The 18,638-nt window shown below is 61.4% G+C and carries 17 protein-coding genes; 15 read left to right on the top strand and 2 right to left on the bottom strand.

The features are described 5' to 3' along the window. Positions 1-12 precede the first annotated feature (12 nt). From HMPREF2822_RS02555 to HMPREF2822_RS02510, 10 genes are all read left to right on the top strand, one after another. Positions 13-849, top strand: a complete 837-nt coding sequence (locus HMPREF2822_RS02555) for a tRNA (adenine-N1)-methyltransferase (RefSeq protein ID WP_070520523.1) — start codon at positions 13-15, stop codon at positions 847-849. A 44-nt stretch (positions 850-893) separates the two neighbouring features. Further along, positions 894-2,468 carry a proteasome ATPase gene (gene arc, locus HMPREF2822_RS02550; RefSeq protein ID WP_070520520.1) on the top strand — a complete coding sequence of 525 codons (1,575 nt, stop codon included), beginning with the start codon at positions 894-896 and terminating at the stop codon, positions 2,466-2,468. Further along, entirely contained in the window at positions 2,465-4,009 is a 1,545-nt protein-coding gene (gene dop, locus HMPREF2822_RS02545; protein WP_070520517.1) for a depupylase/deamidase Dop, read from the top strand. Before arc ends, dop begins: the two co-directional genes overlap by 4 nt. Positions 4,010-4,045: 36 nt before the next feature. Beyond that, complete coding sequence (locus HMPREF2822_RS02540) at positions 4,046-4,237, top strand: ubiquitin-like protein Pup (protein WP_070520514.1); 192 nt, start codon at positions 4,046-4,048, stop codon at positions 4,235-4,237. A 47-nt stretch (positions 4,238-4,284) separates the two neighbouring features. Next, positions 4,285-5,667, top strand: coding sequence for a Pup--protein ligase (gene pafA / locus HMPREF2822_RS02535; protein ID WP_070520512.1), 1,383 nt, complete (start codon positions 4,285-4,287; stop codon positions 5,665-5,667). A gap of 31 nt (positions 5,668-5,698) precedes the next feature. Beyond that, positions 5,699-6,688 carry a helix-turn-helix transcriptional regulator gene (locus tag HMPREF2822_RS02530; RefSeq protein WP_070520509.1) on the top strand — a complete coding sequence of 330 codons (990 nt, stop codon included), beginning with the start codon at positions 5,699-5,701 and terminating at the stop codon, positions 6,686-6,688. After that, positions 6,681-7,646: a helix-turn-helix transcriptional regulator gene (locus HMPREF2822_RS02525; RefSeq protein WP_070520506.1), complete on the top strand. Its 966-nt coding sequence runs from the start codon at positions 6,681-6,683 to the stop codon at positions 7,644-7,646. The genes HMPREF2822_RS02530 and HMPREF2822_RS02525 overlap by 8 nt, the downstream gene beginning before the upstream one ends. Before the next feature lie 83 nt (positions 7,647-7,729). Continuing rightward, entirely contained in the window at positions 7,730-7,993 is a 264-nt protein-coding gene (gene tatA / locus HMPREF2822_RS02520; protein ID WP_070520503.1) for a Sec-independent protein translocase subunit TatA, read from the top strand. A gap of 188 nt (positions 7,994-8,181) precedes the next feature. Next, on the top strand, positions 8,182-9,171 hold the full coding sequence (gene tatC, locus HMPREF2822_RS02515; protein WP_070520500.1) for a twin-arginine translocase subunit TatC: 990 nt from the start codon (positions 8,182-8,184) through the stop codon (positions 9,169-9,171). 98 nt (positions 9,172-9,269) lie between these two features. Continuing rightward, positions 9,270-12,083 (top strand): DEAD/DEAH box helicase, encoded by a 2,814-nt coding sequence (locus HMPREF2822_RS02510; protein ID WP_070520497.1) that lies wholly within the window; start codon positions 9,270-9,272, stop codon positions 12,081-12,083. Here HMPREF2822_RS02510 and HMPREF2822_RS02505 read toward each other — a convergent pair. Beyond that, positions 12,080-12,709, bottom strand: coding sequence for a serine protease (locus tag HMPREF2822_RS02505; RefSeq protein ID WP_232755548.1), 630 nt, complete (start codon positions 12,707-12,709; stop codon positions 12,080-12,082). The two genes, HMPREF2822_RS02510 and HMPREF2822_RS02505, sit on opposite strands and share 4 nt — an antisense overlap. A gap of 45 nt (positions 12,710-12,754) precedes the next feature. Between HMPREF2822_RS02505 and HMPREF2822_RS02500 the strand changes: the two genes are divergently transcribed. Both HMPREF2822_RS02500 and HMPREF2822_RS02495 read left to right on the top strand, forming a co-directional pair. Continuing rightward, complete coding sequence (locus HMPREF2822_RS02500; RefSeq protein WP_070520494.1) at positions 12,755-13,879, top strand: M24 family metallopeptidase; 1,125 nt, start codon at positions 12,755-12,757, stop codon at positions 13,877-13,879. Further along, on the top strand, positions 13,879-14,625 hold the full coding sequence (locus tag HMPREF2822_RS02495; RefSeq protein WP_070520492.1) for an SDR family oxidoreductase: 747 nt from the start codon (positions 13,879-13,881) through the stop codon (positions 14,623-14,625). Before HMPREF2822_RS02500 ends, HMPREF2822_RS02495 begins: the two co-directional genes overlap by 1 nt. Here the strand turns inward: HMPREF2822_RS02495 and HMPREF2822_RS02490 are convergent. Then, positions 14,622-15,461 carry a cobalamin biosynthesis protein gene (locus tag HMPREF2822_RS02490; RefSeq protein WP_070520490.1) on the bottom strand — a complete coding sequence of 280 codons (840 nt, stop codon included), beginning with the start codon at positions 15,459-15,461 and terminating at the stop codon, positions 14,622-14,624. The two genes, HMPREF2822_RS02495 and HMPREF2822_RS02490, sit on opposite strands and share 4 nt — an antisense overlap. A 70-nt stretch (positions 15,462-15,531) precedes the next feature. Here HMPREF2822_RS02490 and HMPREF2822_RS02485 point away from each other — a divergent pair, with 70 nt between their 5' ends. From HMPREF2822_RS02485 to HMPREF2822_RS02475, 3 genes are read left to right on the top strand one after another with little or no spacing between them, the layout of a single operon-like run. After that, positions 15,532-16,104, top strand: coding sequence for an FxsA family protein (locus tag HMPREF2822_RS02485; protein WP_070520487.1), 573 nt, complete (start codon positions 15,532-15,534; stop codon positions 16,102-16,104). Continuing rightward, positions 16,104-17,591, top strand: a complete 1,488-nt coding sequence (gene lnt / locus HMPREF2822_RS02480) for an apolipoprotein N-acyltransferase (RefSeq protein WP_070520484.1) — start codon at positions 16,104-16,106, stop codon at positions 17,589-17,591. Before HMPREF2822_RS02485 ends, lnt begins: the two co-directional genes overlap by 1 nt. A gap of 28 nt (positions 17,592-17,619) precedes the next feature. Then, complete coding sequence (locus HMPREF2822_RS02475) at positions 17,620-18,495, top strand: polyprenol monophosphomannose synthase (protein ID WP_070520481.1); 876 nt, start codon at positions 17,620-17,622, stop codon at positions 18,493-18,495. Positions 18,496-18,638 lie beyond the last annotated feature (143 nt).

The raw sequence follows: 18,638 nt of genomic DNA, 5'->3' as shown, positions 1-18,638 counted from the left end.
GTTTTTCACGCTATGGCTTATTCTGGCCCCTTCCGCTACGGCGACCGCGTGCAGCTCACGGATGCCAAGCGGCGTCATTACACCATCGTCCTCGAGGAGGGAGGCCAGTTCCATTCGCACAAGGGCATCATCAACCACGATGACATCGTCGGCATGGATGAGGGCTCCGTCATCGATTCGACGCTGGGCAGCTCCTTCCTCTTGTTCCGCCACCTCATGGTGGATCACGTCTTGTCGATGCCGCGCGGTGCTGCGGTGATTTACCCCAAGGACTCCGCGCAGATCCTGGTCGAGGGCGATATCTTCATGGGTGCGCGCGTGCTGGAAGCCGGCGCCGGTTCCGGAGCACTCTCAATGACCCTCTTGCGCGCCGTGGGGCCAGAAGGCCACGTTTTCTCCTATGAGGTGCGCGATGATCACTTGGAATACGCCGTGAACAACGTCGCCGAATACTTCGGTGAGCAGCCCGAGTGGTGGAGCCCGCGGCTTGGCGATTTGGCCGATGTGACCGTCGAGGAGCTCGGCGGCCCCGTGGATCGCGTCATCTTGGACATGCTCGAACCCTGGGAGCACCTCGAGAAGGTGCGCGATATCCTCATCCCGGGCGGCGTCTTCATGACTTATGTGGCCACCGTGCCGCAGCTGATGAAGGTGATGGAGGGAATCCGCGAGCTGAAGTGCTTTACGGAGCCGCGCGCCTGGGAGTCCCTCGTGCGTGAATGGAAGGTGGAGGGCTTGGCCACCCGCCCGGAGCACCGCATGAACGCGCACACCGCGTTCCTGATCTGGACGCGTCGGCTTGCCGACGGCGTCACCCCGCCCCGCCCGCAGCGCCGCGCCCGAAAATAAGCCCCGAGGCTTAACGTGGCGCACCGCGCGCTAGGGTGGATTCTATGAACGATGCCACTCATTCCCAGGAACTTGGCCAGCACCGCCGCCAGATAGAGCAACTGGCTGAGCGCAATGCCAAGCTTGCTGCCCTGTTGAAGGATGCGCGCACGAAGCTTCAGCAGATGCTCGCGGAGGTGGACGCTCTTGCAGAGCCTGCCTCCACGTACGGCGTCTTTCTTGGCTATTCCGGGCGCGCACACGATTCGCGCCGCGATGCTGAGGTATACACCAATGGCCGCGCCATGCGGGTGAAGATTTCTCCGAACCTGGAGCCAGGCTCGTTAGAAGTCGGGCAGCAGGTCCGCTTGGGCGAAGGATTCGTGGTGGTGGAGGGCTGTGCCCCGGTGAATACCGGCGCGCTGGCGACGCTCCAGGAGCGCCTAGGCACCGACCGCGCGGTGGTTATCAATTCCGCGGGCGAAGAGCAGGTGGTGCTGCTCGGCACGATGCTGCGCGATACCGTCCGTGCCGGCGATACCCTCCTGGTCGAGCCGAAATCAGGCGTGGCCACCGAGCGCGTGCACAAGACTGAAGTAGCGCAGCTCACGCTGGAGGAAGTCCCGGACGTATCCTACGAGGACATCGGTGGTTTGGACGAGCAGATTTCGCTCATCCGCGATTCGGTCGAGTTGCCTTTCCTCCACCCAGAGCTCTACCGCCAATACGATCTCCAGCCGCCGAAGGGCGTGCTGCTCTATGGCCCACCTGGCTGTGGCAAGACGCTCATCGCCAAGGCGGTCGCGCATTCTCTGTCGGCGTCCCTGGGCGCTACTGCCCCCAGCTACTTCCTCAACGTGAAGGGCCCAGAACTGCTCAACAAGTTCGTGGGTGAGACTGAGCGCCGTATCCGCCTCATCTTTGAACGCGCCCGCGAGCTTGCCTCCGAGCCCACTGCTGATGGTAGCCAGCGGCCGGTCATCATCTTCTTCGATGAGATGGAATCCATCTTCCGCACGCGCGGCTCCGGTGTGTCCTCCGATATGGAAACCACCGTCGTCCCGCAGCTGCTGACGGAATTGGATGGCGTCGAGAAGCTCAGCAATGTCATCGTCATCGGTGCCACCAACCGCGAGGAGCTCATCGACCCCGCCATCATGCGCCCGGGGCGCCTCGACATCAAGATCCGCGTCAACCGGCCCACCAAGCAGGGCGCGCGGGAAATCTTTGCGCGCCACTTCCCGGAATCAGTCCCGCACGAGGGCGAGCTTTCCCAGCTCATCGATACCGCAGTGGAGGATCTCTACGCGGAGCGCCCCTTCGTCACGCTGCACTTCTCCAACGCGGATCCTCGCGTGCTGCACTACCGGGACTTCGTCTCCGGCGCGATGATCGCCAACATCGTCTCCCGCGCAAAGAAGTTGGCTATCAAGGAGGCTTTGGACGAAACCAACGCTGCGGAGGGTAAACAACCCGCAGGCATCACCGCCGCGCACCTGCACCAGGCCATTGCTGCCGAGCAGGCTGAATCGGAATACGTACCGACATCCGCCAACCCGGAGGAGTGGGCCAAGATCGTCGCCGGGACCTCCGCCGGCGCGCATGTCACCGGGGTCGAATTGATGGGAGTAAAACCTTGAGCCGTGTCCTAGGAACCGAAACCGAGTACGGAATCTCCACGCCGTCGAACCCGGCGTTGTCACCAATCGTGACGTCCACGCACGCGGTAGTGGCCTATGCCGCCCTGCATACCGGTGCGCGCTCCCGCTGGGACTTTCGGGAGGAGCACCCGCTGCGCGATAGCCGCGGCTTCGATCTCAAGCGCTACCACACCGTGCCCGTGGTGGACCCAAACGCGCTGGGCGTGGCCAACGTGGTCACGGCCAACGGAGCCCGCTTCTACGTCGATCACGCCCACCCTGAGTATTCCTCTCCGGAGTGCACCAATGCCTGGGATGCGATGCTTTATGACGCCGCCGGCGACCTCATCCTGCGCCGCGCTGCAGATGCCGTAGCATCTCTGACTGCCCAGGGCACGTCAGTACTGGCCACGCACGATCCCTGCCCGCCGCTGAAGTTTTACAAGAACAACGTGGACGGCAAGGGAGCTTCCTATGGCAGCCACGAAAACTACCAGTACTCCCGGGAGACTGATTTCGACGACATCGCCCAAGGTCTGATCCCGTTCTTCGTCACCCGTCAAGTGGTCACCGGTGCTGGCCGCATGGGCCTGGGCGCTGATGGTGAGGAACCAGGCTTCCAGATCTCGCAGCGCGCGGACTATATCGAGCAGGAGATTTCCCTGGAGACCACGCTCAACCGCGGCATCATTAACACCCGTGATGAACCGCATGCGGTGGCAGAGGACTTTGGCCGCCTGCACGTCATCATCGGTGATGCCACGATGGCCCATACCTCGACGCTGCTCAAGCTGGGTATGACGTCACTGGTGTTGGACGCCATTGAGGAGGGCGTTGACTTTAGTGACCTGCGCCTGAAGGACCCCGTGGCAGAGGTCCAGCGAGTTAGCCGCGACCTCACCCTGACTCATCAGCTGGAGCTTCACGACGGCCGCCGCCTCACCGCCCTCGAGATCCTCGCCGTCTACCGGGAGCGGGTCACTGCGACCTCAGAGTCAGATGAGAAGGTTCTTGCCGCCTGGGACGAGGTCGTGTCGCTCTTGGCGGACAACCCGTTGAAGGCGGCCCATCTGCTGGATTGGGTAGCCAAGTACCGCTTGATTAAGGGATACCTCGACCGTGGCGTGGCTGCAGATGACCCGAAGCTGGCGCTCATCGATCTGCAGTACACCGATATTGACCCGGCCAAGTCCCTCTACCACGCGCTCGTGCGCAAGGGCCAGATGCGCACCTTGGTCAGTGAGGAGGAGATTGCTGCGGCCGGCGACACCCCGCCCACGGATACCCGCGCTTATCTGCGCGGACACGCCACCCGCATGTTCGGCGAAGACGTCCTGGCCGCATCGTGGCAGTCACTAACCTTCCGAATTGGTGAAGCCGAGGGCGCCAACTCGGGAGCCGCCTGCGTGGCGCTCGATGACACCACGCGGCTCGGACAGGACGAAGTGGGAACCTTGCTGGAATCTGCAGACAGCGCCGCCGATTTCGTCGACGGTTTGCGCCAGCTCGGGGTGCGAATCGAGTACCCTACACTGTATTAGCGCAGCAAACCTCCACTCGCGAAAGGAGCTCTGACAATGAGCGGACAGCAGTCTCAGATCAATGCCGGCGGCGGCAACGGTGAGGGAGGAGACTCACAAGAGTTCGACGCTGGACAAGTCAGCATCAACAGCGCCGGAACCGATGATCTCCTCGATGAGATCGATGGGCTCCTGGAATCCAATGCCGAGGAGTTCGTGCGCTCCTACGTCCAAAAGGGCGGCGAATAAAGGTGGAACAGCGCTCCGGTAGCGCCCCTGTATACGCACGGCGGATCATGGGCATCGAAACCGAGTACGGAATCACGGCGAGTGCTTCCCATGGCCAGCGAGTCATGTCCCCGGATGAGATAGCTCGCGTGCTTTTCCGGCCCATCGTGTCGAAGTACTCCTCCTCGAACATCTTTAGCCCCAACGCCTCGCGCCTCTACCTCGATGTCGGCTCCCACCCGGAGGTCGCCACCGCTGAATGCGATAGCCTGAGCCAGCTCATCGCGTACGAGCGCGCTGGCGATGCCATGGTCAACCGCATGGCCGTACAGGCGGAGGAAGCCTTGGCTGCGGAGGGGGAGAAGCGCGCCGTCTACTTGTTCAAGAATAACGTCGATTCTGCGGGCAATTCCTACGGCTGCCACGAGAACTACCTCATTGGCCGCCACGTGGTGCTCAAAGACCTCGGCAAGGCCCTCCTGCCGTTCATGATCACCCGCCAGCTCATTTGCGGCGCCGGGATGATTAAACCTGCCAAGGGCGACGAGCCTGCGCGTTTCGTGCTTTCACAGCGCGCCGACCAAGTGTGGGAGGGCGTGTCCTCTGCGACGACTCGCTCACGCCCCATCATCAACACCCGCGATGAACCGCATGGTGATTCGAAGCGTTTCCGCCGCATGCACGTTATCGTCGGCGACTCCAACATGGCGGAGCCCACGATGGCGCTCAAAGTAGGCTCCACGCTGCTCATGCTGGAGATGCTAGAGGCTGGCTTTGAGGTACCGGAGCTTTCGGTGCTTGATCCAATTCAGCACATCCGCACCATCGCGCTCGATTCCACCGGCCGCACCGAGCTTCCGCTCGAGGGAGGCGGCAACACCACCGCGCTCGCAATCCAGCAAGAACTGTGTGCCGCCGCAGAGCGTTGGCTGGAGCACCGCGAGGACACCGGGACACCAACGGCTGAGCTCGCACGCGTCGTCGATCTCTGGAAGCGCACCCTCCAGGCCATTGACACACAAGACTTTTCCGCGGTCGACCGCGAGATCGATTGGGTGATTAAGCGCGGCCTGCTGAACCGCTACCGCGAGCGCCTGGGCGGAGATTGGGCGCACCCCAAGCTGGCCCAGATTGACCTGACCTACCACGACATTCGCCCTGGGCGCGGTCTCTACAGCGTGCTGGAGCAGCGCGGCATGGTGGAACAGTGGATCGATGATGCAGCAATCAATGCCGCCGTCGATACCGCACCGCAGACCACCCGTGCCAAGCTGCGCGGCGAGTTCCTCGCCGTTGCCCGCGAGCTCAATGCCGCTGTGACGGTGGATTGGACGCGGATGAAAGTCAACCGCCCAGAACCCATGACCGAAGAGTTCTCCGACCCCTTCGTATCCGAGGACCCGCGCTTAGACGGGTTGTTAGACTACATGCGTTCGCACCAAGGTGCTTAAGGCCCCGAACCTCAACAAGGAACCTGCCATCATGCCGTCAGCAGATCGCACTGCGGCTCGGACACCAGTCCGAGATCGAGCCATCGAAAGGCTCACCAACCTCGCCTTTGCCCTCCACGGCGCAGCGCACCAAGGCGGCGTTCCCGACCGCAGCGCTGCCTGGATTCGCACCAACGTCGAGGGTTATCAATCCCGCAGCGACGAGGCCTTTCAGAAGCAGCTTTCCCGCGACATTGTGACGCTGCAACGCGCCGGAGTGCCGGTGGTGCACAGCAGTGGTGTGGAAGGCTCGCTGTATCGCCTTGATCCTGAGAGCTACCAGCTGCCTCCCGTGGACTTCACACCCGAGGAAGCCATGGTGTTGGGCGTTGCCGGAGGGATTGGCACCCCGGGGGGCTTGAGTGATTTCAGCTTGTCCGCGTGGACCAAACTCGCAGCCTCGGGAGCCTCCCGCGACTTGCGCGGTGCGCCCGTCTACACCGCCGTCAACGACATGACCAGGCTGAGCCCAGAGCTCGTCACCGGGGTGATTACCGCCGTGCGCGCGGGGCTGCGCATTTCCTTTGATTACTACGCCACGCCCTCAGCCAAGCCGGTTCGCCGCCACATGGATCCCTGGGGCCTAGTCAACCACCGTGATCGCGTTTACCTCGTCGGGTGGGATGTGGACCGCGAGGCACCTCGTACTTTCCGCGCTACCCGCGTGGACAACGTCAGGCGCTCGCGCGCTGCGGCCACCCACCTCGAGCCCACCGCGCCGCTGCAAGATCTCGTCGTGGAAGCGCTTGACCGGGGAGACACCGTCGATGCCCTCCTTGAGGTACCAGATGGCCAGGCCGCGGAGCTTGTCGATGCCGGACGCAGACGCGCGGATGGCCTCCTTGCGCTGACGGGCGTGCGCCGCGATTGGCTAGTGCGCACCGCCGCGGGATATGCACCAGATGTCGTGGTGATTGAACCGACAGAAGTTCGTTCAGACATCGTCGCGCTCTTGAGTGGGGAGGAATCACACCATGGCTGATCAGCCACGCAAACTGCAGTCTCTTGTTCGCTCCCTCAACCTCATCCCATACCTGCGCAACCACCCAGGGTTGACCCCGATGGAGGCGGCCGAGGATTTGGGAATGACCCCCGCTGAGCTTAAGGATGCCGTCGATAGGCTCTTCTGCTCCGGGGTGGGCCGCAATACTGAGGACCTCATCGACTTAAGCTTCAGCTACCGCGATGGCATCGAGATCTACAACGACCAGGGCCTGACCCAGGCCCTGCGCTTGACCCCAACGGAGGCCGGCGCGTTGTTGCTGACGCTCGAGTCCCTTGAGGCAATGCCGGGGCTTGTCGACGTCTCCGCAGTCCATTCCGCCGCCGCGAAGCTGCGCGAGATCATGGATGAAAAGACCGCCGCCATCTACGATTCCCTGGCCACAACGGATCCGGAGGAATCTCAGGTGCAAGCGGCGCTGGCGGGGGCCGTCGACAAGCGCCGGCAGGTCCGTTTCACCTATTGGAGCATGTCCTCCAACCGCACCAGCGAGCGCACCGTGCACCCAGCACGAATCTTCATCGTGGATGGAGAACCCTATTTGGTGGCCTGGGACGAATCGGTAGGGGAGCACCGCACGTTCCGCTTGGACCGCATGAGCGATGTTGAGGTGCTTGACGCAACCGCAACCCCGCACCTGCGCAAGCTGGACTTCAACCCCGATTCCCCCTTTGGCCTAGATCACACTCTCGTTGCGCAGCTGGAGATTAACCAAGAATTCACCTGGCTAGCAGAACACTACGACATCACTCTCGGCAAAACACTAGAAAATGGGCGGATAGCTGCGACGATGCCCGTCGGATCTGAAGCATGGTTTAGCCGTTTCGCTCTCGGTCAAGCCGACCGATTGCGGGTCGTGGGGCCGCAGAAGCTCGTCGACGCCATTTCGGAACATAGAAAACGGGCGTTGGAGCGTTATACTCAACTGCCAGACTAAGAGCTCTCCTGTGTGCGCCCCGTGCAGCGCTGCGCTGCATGGAAGCGTACGCTTCATCAACCTAGAAAGAAGGGGCACCCTCAATGACCGTGGGACCTTTGGAAATCGGCCTTGTCGTTCTCGTTATCGTGCTGTTGTTCGGCGCCAAGAAGCTGCCGGAGCTAGCTCGTTCGATGGGCCGCTCCATGCGCATTTTTAAGTCCGAAGTCAAGGAGATGAAGGAGGAGAACAACACTCCCGAGCAGCAGGCCCAAATTGCTGCATCGAAGAAGAACGATGAGGACTTCTGGAACAGCCCGGAAATGCAGCCGCGCGCATCCAAGCCGGTTGATGGAAATCAGAACTAATCATCTTTCTCGGTAGGCACACCACGCTCAAGGGACTTGGAACTCCAAGGGAGTGTGTGCCGCTGTGGGCTTTCTAGGGAGGCATTGCATTGAGTACCGCGAGTACACCGCCGAATCCCGCGTCTAGCGCACGCAAGCAAAAGTGGACCTCAAAGCTGCGCCGCAAGCCCAAGAATCCTACGGGGGAGATGACCCTAGTCCAACATCTCCAAGAACTGCGTCGGCGCATCGTGATTTCCTTGCTTGCTCTCGTGGTAGGCACCATCATCGGATTCATTTGGTATCAAAACGCTCCGTTTAATATGGCGCCGCTAGGCGAGATCTTGCGTGGGCCCTATTGCTCGCTGCCTGAGGAAAAGCGCATCTCTTTCACCGCGGATGGCGAATGCCGCTTGCTCGCCACCAGCCCCTTCGAAATGCTGCTGCTGCGCCTCAAAGTGGGCGCGTTGGCTGGCGCAGTAATGTCCTCACCGGTGTGGCTCCATCAAATATGGGCATTCATTGTGCCCGGTCTGCATAAGAACGAGCGCCGTTTCACCTTCTTTTTTGTCTCCACGGCGGTAGTTCTCTTCGTGCTTGGCGCGCTTCTTGCCTACTTCATCCTTTCCGTGGGTTTGGAGTTCCTCATGGGCATGGGCTCGGAGTACCAGACCGCGGCACTAACCGGTGAGCGCTATTTCTACTTCCTGCTGACGTTGCTCCTCATCTTCGGCGTGAGCTTTGAGATCCCACTACTCGTGGTATGCCTCAATGTGATAGGTGTCCTGGAATACGATGACGTCAAGGACAAGCGCCGCATCATCATTGTCGCCATCATGATCTTCGCTGCGGTGGTGACACCCGGCCAAGAACCTTTTTCGATGTTGGTCTTGGCCGGTGCCCTCGTACTCCTCGTGGAATTGGCCTTCCAGTTCTGCCGCATCAACGACAAACGCCAGAAGCGCCAGCGCCCAGACTGGATGGATCTGGATGATGAAACAGCCTCGTCCTTGGACGAAGGTCCGGGTGCCATAGGTGCACCAACTCCGGTGTCTGCATCAACGAGCGTTTCTGCGTCTTCGCGGCCGGTATCTTCCAGGCCTGTTCCCCCGACCTCGACGGGTGAAGCTCCGACACCGCAGCCTCAACAGAGGAACACTCAGCCCCCGCAGAGCGGCTTCTTCGACGACGTTCTGTAGGATTGTCAGCCTTCTTAGGTACCTTGTTCAAACGTTCCCGCTTGGCGCCGGGGACCGTCGCGCTAGTTCGCGGTACCTGACAGGTACCCTGGGGACTTATGACACTGACGCATCTGGACGAGTTCACTCAAGCCCTGCCGTACTCACTGGATGACTTCCAGATCGAAGGATGCCAAGCAGTTGAAGCGGGCCACGGAGTCTTGGTCTGTGCTCCCACCGGCGCGGGCAAAACGGTCGTTGGTGAGTTCGCCGTGTCCCTGGCGCTGCGCCAGGGGACCCGCTGTTTCTACACCACCCCTATCAAGGCGCTGAGTAACCAGAAGTACCACGACCTGGTTGAGGCACACGGCGAGGATGCCGTGGGGCTGCTGACGGGTGATGTCTCCATCAATTCTTCCGCGGACATCCTCGTGATGACCACTGAGGTTTTGCGCAACATGATTTATGCGGGCTCAGGCGCATTGGATCGCTTGACCCACGTGGTGATGGATGAGATCCACTTCTTGGCGGATGCCTCGCGCGGCGCGGTATGGGAAGAGGTCATCCTCAACCTCGAGGAACATGTTTCCATCATCGGTTTGTCGGCAACGGTGTCCAACTCCGAGGAGTTCGGCCGGTGGCTAACCACCGTGCGCGGAGATACCAAGGTCATCGTTACCGATAAGCGCCCCGTCCCGCTGGACCAGTGGATGATGGTGGGACGCAAGATCTACCCACTCTTCGAGCCTGATTCAGGCGGCCAGGTCAATGCTGAGTTGGCGCGCCGTATCCAGCGCCTAGAAGCAGGAGACAGCGATAACGGCCGCGCAGACTATGCACAAAACCGCGCGAGCTTCCGTGCACGTGCCCGACACAAAGGCGGAGGACGCAACGACCGAAACAAAGATCGGCGCAGCGGCGCACCCCGCGCGCAGGACCGCTACCGGCCGCTGGGTCGTCCAGAGGTACTCAAAGAACTGCAGTCAATGGAGATGCTGCCGGCGATTACCTTCATCTTTTCCCGAGCGGGCTGCGATGGCGCTTTGTATCAGTGCCTGCGCTCCCGCATGGTGTTGACCTCCCAAGAGGAGACAGCTGAGATTAAGGCCATCGTCGATAAGGGCGTGGAAGGCATTCCGGAAGAAGACCTCAAGGTTCTTGATTTCAAGCGCTGGCGCGAGGCGCTTTCGCGTGGCTTCGCCGCCCACCATGCGGGTATGCTGCCAGCTTTTAGGCACATCGTGGAGGAGCTCTTCGTCAAAGGTCTGGTTCGTGCGGTCTTTGCCACCGAAACCCTTGCCCTAGGAATCAATATGCCGGCGCGCACGGTGGTCCTTGAGAAGCTCGTGAAGTTTAACGGCGAGGCACACGTGGACCTGACACCGGGTCAGTACACGCAGCTCACCGGCCGCGCGGGCAGGCGTGGCATCGATACCTTGGGCAATGCCGTCGTGCAGTGGGCACCCGCCATGGATCCCACCGCGGTGGCGGGCCTCGCATCGACCCGCACTTATCCGCTCATCTCTACCTTCGAACCCGGCTACAACATGGCCATCAACCTGCTGGGCATGCTCGGCTTCGATGACTCTCTGCGCCTGCTGGAGAAGTCCTTTGCGCAGTTCCAGGCGGATGGTTCCGTCGTGGAAGAAACGCGCGAGATTGAGCGCGCTGAGCACCGGGTCCGTGAGCTTCGGGCACAGTTGGATCAGGCCGTAGATAACTTGGCACCACCGACAATTGATGGTGAAGACCCGGCGGAGATCCTCATGGACTATATGAGGCTGCGCCGCGCACTGACTGAGGAGGAAAAGTCAGCGCGTGCCTCCAAGAAAGAAGAGAGGAGCAAGGAGGTCGCGGCGGTCCTTGCCCGCTTGCAGGTGGGTGAGGTCATCGCTATCGCAACGAAGAAGCGACCAACCCTGGCAGTTGTCATCACCCCAGCAAACCAGACCGCCGATCCACGCCCCTGGGTCACCACGGAGACCGGGTGGTCAGGCCGCATCGATGCAGCCGGTATAGATAATCCGCCAATTGTGGTCGGCCACATGAAGCTGCCGCGTGCGGCGCAGAAGAATCCGCGTCGGCATACCAAGTATGTTCAGGATGCCTTCAAGCGCGACTACTACAAGCGGCCTAAGAAGATGCGCACTGAGCCGCGCAATCGTCCCAACAAGAAGATCGCGCAGCTGCGCGATGCCCTCCGCGAGCACCCGGTGCACAATTGGCCGGCGACCGACCGCGAGCAGCTGGCCGGTGTGGCCCAAAAGCTCGCCCGACGCGAGCGCGAGCTCCACAAGTTGGAAGCCAAGGTGGAGCGCGCCACGGATACCCTCGGCCGCACTTTCGAGCGCATCGTGGACCTGCTGGCGGAAATGGATTACGTGGAGTTTGAAGGCTATGGCGAGGACCGCGAGCCGGTCATCACGGACGAAGGCGAGCGCTTGGCCAAGATCCATTCCGAATCCGACCTACTGGTGGCACAATGCCTCAAGCGGGGTATCTGGAATGACCTTGACCCGGCAGAGCTGGCCGGCGTTGCCTCCCTGTGTGTCTTCGAAAACCGCAAGGCCACCCGCGGCGAACCAGGTGCGGCTAGCGACGACATGGCGGACGCCATGAACGCAACGTGGCGCATCTACACGGAGCTTGTCAGCGATGAGAAGCGCCATAATCTGCCACAGACCCGTGAACCGGAGCCCGCCTTCGCGCTGGCGATCCACCAGTGGACGGCGGGCGCACCCTTGGCCTATTGCATGGCCGCTGCCAACGAGTCCGGCGCAGAGCTGACTCCAGGCGACTTCGTCCGTTGGTGCCGCCAGGTCATCGACCTGCTCCAGCAGGTAGCCAAGACAGGCTACGAAGAAGAGATTCGCCGCAATGCCCGGCGCGCCATTGACGCGATTCAACGAGGCGTTGTCGCCATCGGCGCTTAATTTCCTTCGACCAAGTCCAGCATCGCGGAGGCTGCCGCCGCGATGGCCTTGCGGTGGGGCGCGACCAGCGCCACCGTGGCTAGCTTCAGGTTTCTCCCCAATGGGTTGAGGATGAGGGCTTGTGTGCCGATGATGGCGGCGTCGACAAGCGCTGGCCCACCCGAGTCACCCTTGACTGCCGGAATCGTGTTGAAGACAAATCCGGCGGGGGAGACAGTGGTGTGGAAGTCGATGGACCACGTGCGAAAGAAGGGCAGTAGAAACAACCCCGTTCGCTTCTGTGCGCGACGGGACTTTCCGCCATATCCCCAGGTGTTGACTGGCGCGCGAAAATGCGGTGTGCTTTTAGCGAGCCCCGGAAGGTCCCGGGGCGGTGCTGGTATATCAAGCAGGCACACAGCTATATCGGTCCCGTCAATCGTGCGCACGGCGGTGATCCGCCGGTTGAACCCGCCACTGACTTTGTAGTGTTCACCACCGCCCACGCCATCGCGAAAGAAGTGCGCACAGGTCAGAACTAGCCGGGTTCGCTGCTGGGAGCGGGGGTTTAAGGATGCATCGATGAGCACACCCGAGCAATAGCTACCGCGGGTACGGATCTTGACGGCTGCGGGATAGGAATTCACGGCGCCCAGCTTAACTGGACGAAGGCGAGCGGTAGGCTAACTGCCATGACTGATTATGCTTCCCGCTTGGACCGCGCCCGCGCGATTGCCGCTGCCAAGGGTATCGATGTATTGCTCGTGGGTACCGGCGCAGAGTTCGCTTATCTTACGGGTTCCTGGGTCTCTTCCCATGAGCGGTTGACGTGCCTGGTCATCCGTCCCGAGGCCAAACCGATCATCGTCGCACCCAGCACCGACATTGAATCGCTTCAAGGCGTTGCTGCCCAGCTAGTGGGATGGAGTGACGGGCAGGACCCTTATGCACTGGCCTTAGACGGTACGCATCCCACCACCGTGGCTGTGGGCTCTTCGCTAACTGCGGACCACGTATTGCGTTTCCAGTCCACGATTCGACGCCAAGTCGAGCCGTCTTCGCTCACTTCGACGGATGCTCCACATGTGGAGTATGTGCTTGCTACCGAGGCGCTGGCTGGGCTCTTTAGCCGCAAGGACCCAGATGAAGTCGCGGAGCTGCGCGCTGCGGCAGTGGCTATCGATGCCGTCCATGCAGAGGTGCCACGTCTCCTGCAGCCTGGCCGCACTGAGGCCGACGTAGCGGCAGATTTGCGCGAGCTTATCTTGCGCGAGCACAAAGAGGTGGACTTCATCATCGTTGGTTCCGGCCCGAATGGTGCGAACCCGCACTATGACTACGGGGAGCGCGAACTCAGCGCTGGTGATCCCGTGGTGGTGGATATCGGGGGCACGTTGCCCTCCGGCTATCACTCTGATTGCACACGCACCTACGTGGTAGGCGCAGATCCTTCTGCGGCGCCTGCTGATTTCCAGGAAGCCTATGCGGTGTTGGAAGAGGCCCAAGCTGCCGGGCGAGCTGCTGCACGGCCCGGGGCGACTGCCCAGGAGATCGACCGTGCGACACGCAGTGTGATCGAAAGCGCCGGCTGGGGTGAGTACTTCACGCACCGCACCGGACATGGCATCGGCTTGTCGACGCACGAGGAGCCCTTCATCATGGAAGGAAACGAGCTGGAGCTTGCAGAGTCCATGGCCTTCTCGATCGAACCTGGTATCTATGTACCCGGAAAATGGGGCATGCGTCTCGAGGACATCGTGGTGACCACCGAGTCCGGCTACGAGTCTTTGAACCAAGCTCCGAGGGGGTTGCGTTAATGGGCGCGCTATTGATTCTTGGTGGGCGCAGCGATATTGGCGGCGAGCTTGCACGCCGGTTGTGCGCAGGCCGCCCGGTAGTACTTGCCGCGCGGGGTGAGCACGGCATGGATGAGCTCACCTCAGAGCTTCTGCGCAACGGAGCAACGTCCGTTCACACGCTTTCCTTCGATGCCGCGGATGTGTCCTCCCACCGCGCAGTTATCGAGCAAGCTGCAGCGCTCGCGGGTGAGGACATCACGACGGCGGTTGTCGCCTTCGGAATCTTGGGTGACCAGGAGCAAGCTGAGCACGACGAAGCCCATGCCTTCGACATCGCTCTGGTTGATTATGCCGCGCAGGTATCTATGCTCACCGTGCTGGCCGACGTCATGAAAAGAGGCCATATCGTGGCCTTTTCCTCCATTGCGGGCTGGCGTGCACGGCGGGCCAACTATGTCTATGGCTCAACCAAGGCTGGCCTCGATGCCTTCTGCCAAGGTCTGGCGGATCGCCTGCAGGGCAGCGACCTAGCGCTGATCACCGCGCGCCCCGGTTTCGTTATCGGGTCCATGACACAAGGGATGAAACCCGCGCCCCTGTCGGTGACACCTGACGTAGTCGCACAAGCTGTGGTCAAGGCCGTCGAATCCTCGTCGGGTTCGCGGCCGGTGTCCCGCACGCTGTGGATCCCACGGACGCTTCAGCTGTTGGCCTGGGTCATGAAGCTTGTCCCGCGCCCCATCTGGCGGCACATGCCGCGCTAGCGATGTCCGAGCGCGGGGGAATTGGCATCAAAGATGAAGCCGCGCGGAGCAAGGACGCGGAGCACGACGTCCGCATCGCCCTCCGCCAAATCGTGGATGACCAAGCCCTGCCACGGAGTAACGGTGATCGCTGCTCCCAGCTGAGCAATGAGCCCTGCGTACTCTGCGGGCAACACGCCATCTTGGAGGCCCGCGCCGAGATCGACGCGGCCGGGCGCAGTGTGTTCGGTTAACCAACCAATGGGCACATCCGATTGCGCGAGTCCGGCAGGTGTAGCCGAGGACAACCGGTCAATGGCCTCTGGATTCTCAGCGGAGACCTCGTCCACGTAGTCCACGAGCTGCGAAATCGCGTCGCATAATCCCAGCGCCGGTCCAGTTGCTGCCCCCTCACGGATGAGGCGTGCGGAGTCGGCTTCCTCGACCTGCCCTGCACTGCCGCCGGATAGTTGGAGTCCCGCCGCCACGCCGTGTGCGAGGAGATCGCCAGCTCCACCATCGACGCCGAAGACCGCAGCGCGGGTGATAGCCGGGGAGGTTCCTTCCTCTTCAGATAAGGCATCAGCAACGCGCTGCGCTACCCGGCGCGCCTGAAGAGAGAGGGGAGAGGCCAAGACGTGGGCAGCGGCGGTGGGGAGGGGGACGTCGCCAAGCGCCTGCTCGTTACTCACGCCGCGCACACTGATAACACTGTGCTGCTCTAGGTACACATAGCCATCGCCATGTTCACGGGCGGCCTGGCCCAGTGCTAACCACTGCTCGGGCGTGACGACGCCGCCGGCGGGGTGGAAGCGCATGGTCTCGGATTCAGGATGCTTCGACTCAGTGAGGGACATGGTGCGCAAGTTTAATCGTTACGGGAGGGTCGCCAGCGAACCGGCAGGTCCAGCAAGTATGGTGGGCTGCATGCCGTTTCTTCTGTTCATCGCGTACATCCTCCTCGAAACCCTGGCGTTTTGGGCAGTCGCCGAGTGGATCGGTGTGCTGTGGGCGCTGCTTGCTTTGGCGTTAACCATGCTGTTCGGGATGACGATTGCCAGCTGGGAAGTGCGCCGCATGATGGCCAGCCGCATCCGGCAGACCGAAGACGGCGTCTATGTGATGGAGGATCCCACCCCAGGCAAAACGGCCGGCAATGTTGGTCTGACCATGGTGGGCGGCATCCTGCTTTCGCTGCCTGGGTTCGTCTCCACTGTTTTTGGCGCTCTGCTCATCTTTGCGCCCACGCGCTCCATAATCCGCACGCTCCTTGCCGCATCGATGTTCAAAAAGATTGAGGACATGGGCGTGCGCGTGTACGAGGCCTCGCCCATGTCGCAGCACCGCGATTCCTATGGTTCCTTCGGCACTGTTGGTGGCAATACAGCCGACAGCGGGATGGATCAGTCAGGCCAATCGCACGAAGTCTTGGATGAAGAAGAAATCCGCTCGTGGACTCAACACGTTAAGCCCGAGGACTTCGAGGACGGAAGCAAGTAGTGCTCCCCATATTCGCGCGGCTTGTTCTTGCCGCTCTGTCGGGCGCGGTCACGTATCTTTCGGTGGAACCACGCGGCTGGTGGGCCGCGGGGATCATTGGGATGGCCATGCTGGTGGCAGCGCTGGCGCCGTGGAGAAAGCCCCTGCATCTAGGATGGGCAGTACTCATCGCCATAGTCCATAGCGCTGTCTTGTACCTCTTCACGCTGCCGTGGATTGGTGAGCTCGTGGGCAACATGCCTTATATTGCGCTCGCTATCTTCCTCTCGCTGTACAGCATCCTCCTCGGCGTCGGTGGGGCAGCACTGCTGCGCTTGCGCTATGGGTTCGCGCTCTTTCCCTTTTTCTACGTGGCGGTGGAAATGCTGCGCTCCTCCGTACCTTTTGGAGGCTTTGCCTGGGTGCGCCTGGCATGGGGTCAGATCGAAGGACCGTTGGCCAACCTCGCCCCGTGGGGTGGTCCCGCGCTCATTACTTGTGCGGTCGTCTGCATGGGCGCGGGTCTGGTGGGGCTTGCGCGCGCGCCACGGTTGGCCTGTGCCCTCTTAGCGGTGCCGTTGCTTGCCGGACTTGTAGCTGCGCAGGGCGTGAATCGCCCTAGCCATACCACGGGTACTGTGACGGTAGCCGCTGTCCAGGGAAACGTTCCGCGGCTTGGCCTCGACTTCGCCGCGCAGCGCCGCGCGGTGCTGGATAACCACGTCCGCGTCACCGAACAGGCAGCCAAGGATGGTGCACGGCCTGACATCGTCATCTGGCCGGAGAACTCCTCCGATATCAATCCTTTTGCCAACGACGACGCACGGGCGCTTATCGACGCCGCCGCCCACGACATCGACGCCCCCATCCTCGTCGGCACGTTAACGCGCGATGAGGTCGGTGCGCGCAACACCATGCAGGTATTCAACCCGGATGGATCGGTGGGGGAGCATCACTACAAGAAGTACCTGCAGCCTTTTGGCGAAACGATGCCGATGCGTGACTTCTTTGCGCGGATTACCGATTTGGTGGATCTCGCAGGCGACATGAAACCCGGTGACGGGCCAGGAATGGTGACCATGGCCGGAACTGCGGTCGGCGTTGCCACCTGCTACGAGGTGAGCTTTGACCAGGCCTTTCGAACCGCGATTAACAACGGGGCGCAGATTCTCACGACGCCAACAAATAACGCCACGTTCAGTGATTCCGATATGACCTACCAGCAGTTGGCCATGAGCCGTCTGCGCGCCATGGAAGCAGATCGCGCCGTCGTTGTGGCGGCCACGTCAGGGGTCTCGGCCATCGTGCACCCAGATGGTTCCGTGAGCCAGGACAGCGGCATCTTTGAACCGGCTTATCTCGAAGAAGAGCTTCCGCTCCGAGAGGGGCGTACATTTGCGGTGCGTTATGGTTCGCTCCTGCAGTGGCTCATGACTATTATTGGAACGGTCTGCGCGCTGTACGCGATCTATTCCACCCGCTTGTCCGGACGGCGCAGCGCGCCTTAAAGCAGAAACCAAAAGGAGCAAGGAACTAGTGAGCTCGACCCGCGAATCTACTCTGGTCATCATCCCCACCTACAACGAGATTGAGAACCTGCCGCTGATTACCGGCCGCGTGCGCAAGGCCACCCCGGAGGTTCACATCCTGATCGTGGACGATAACTCCCCGGACGGCACCGGAGAGGCCGCGGACAAGCTGGCCGCCGAGGATTCTCACCTGCACGTCCTTCACCGCGAGGGCAAGGGCGGCCTCCTCGGCGCCTACATCGCCGGCTTCGAGTGGGGCCTGGAGAAGGACTACCAGGTGCTCTGCGAGATGGACGCGGACGGCTCCCACGCCCCGGAGCAGCTGCATCTCTTGCTCGAGGAGATCGACAAGGGTGCTGACTTGGTGATCGGTTCTCGCTATGTGCCGGGTGGAGAGACTGTGAACTGGCCGGCCAACCGCGAGCTACTGTCCCGATTGGGCAACAAGTACATTTCGGTGGCGCTGGGCGCTGGCATCAACGACATGACCGCTGGATACCGCGCCTTCCGTCGCGAACTGCTAGAGCACCTCGACTTTGAGGAACTATCCAACGCCGGCTACATCTTCCAGGTAGATGTTGCCTTCCGCGCCATCAAGGATGGCTTCGATGTCCGCGAGGTTCCGATTACCTTCACCGAGCGCGAGCTGGGCGAATCCAAGCTGGACGGCTCCTTCGTCAAGGATTCCCTGCTCGAGGTGACCAAGTGGGGAGTCGCTCACCGCTCCGAGCAGGTCAGCGACTTCACCTCGGAAGTATCCAAGATCACTTCCCGCACAGTGAAGGATATGGAGCTTGGTTCCAAGGCCGCCACGGCTAAGAATGCCGTGTCTGACTTTGTGTCCGAGGTATCCAGCCTGGTTAAAGGAATGCTCAGCCGTTAAAATCCAGTCTCTCCAAGGAAAGGCACGCTGACCTTTCGAGCCTCGCATAAGGCAAACAAGCCCGAAAACCTGTCATGGTTTTCGGGCTTTTGCGGTAATAACCACCACCAGTGCTAATGTCGTAGGTGGCACTTTATCTGGTG

This window comes from Corynebacterium sp. HMSC062E11 (genome assembly GCF_001811845.1).
Lineage (GTDB): Bacteria > Actinomycetota > Actinomycetes > Mycobacteriales > Mycobacteriaceae > Corynebacterium > Corynebacterium hesseae.
Note: the sequence above shows the minus strand (reverse complement) of the source record. Positions and strands in the feature narration are given on the sequence as shown.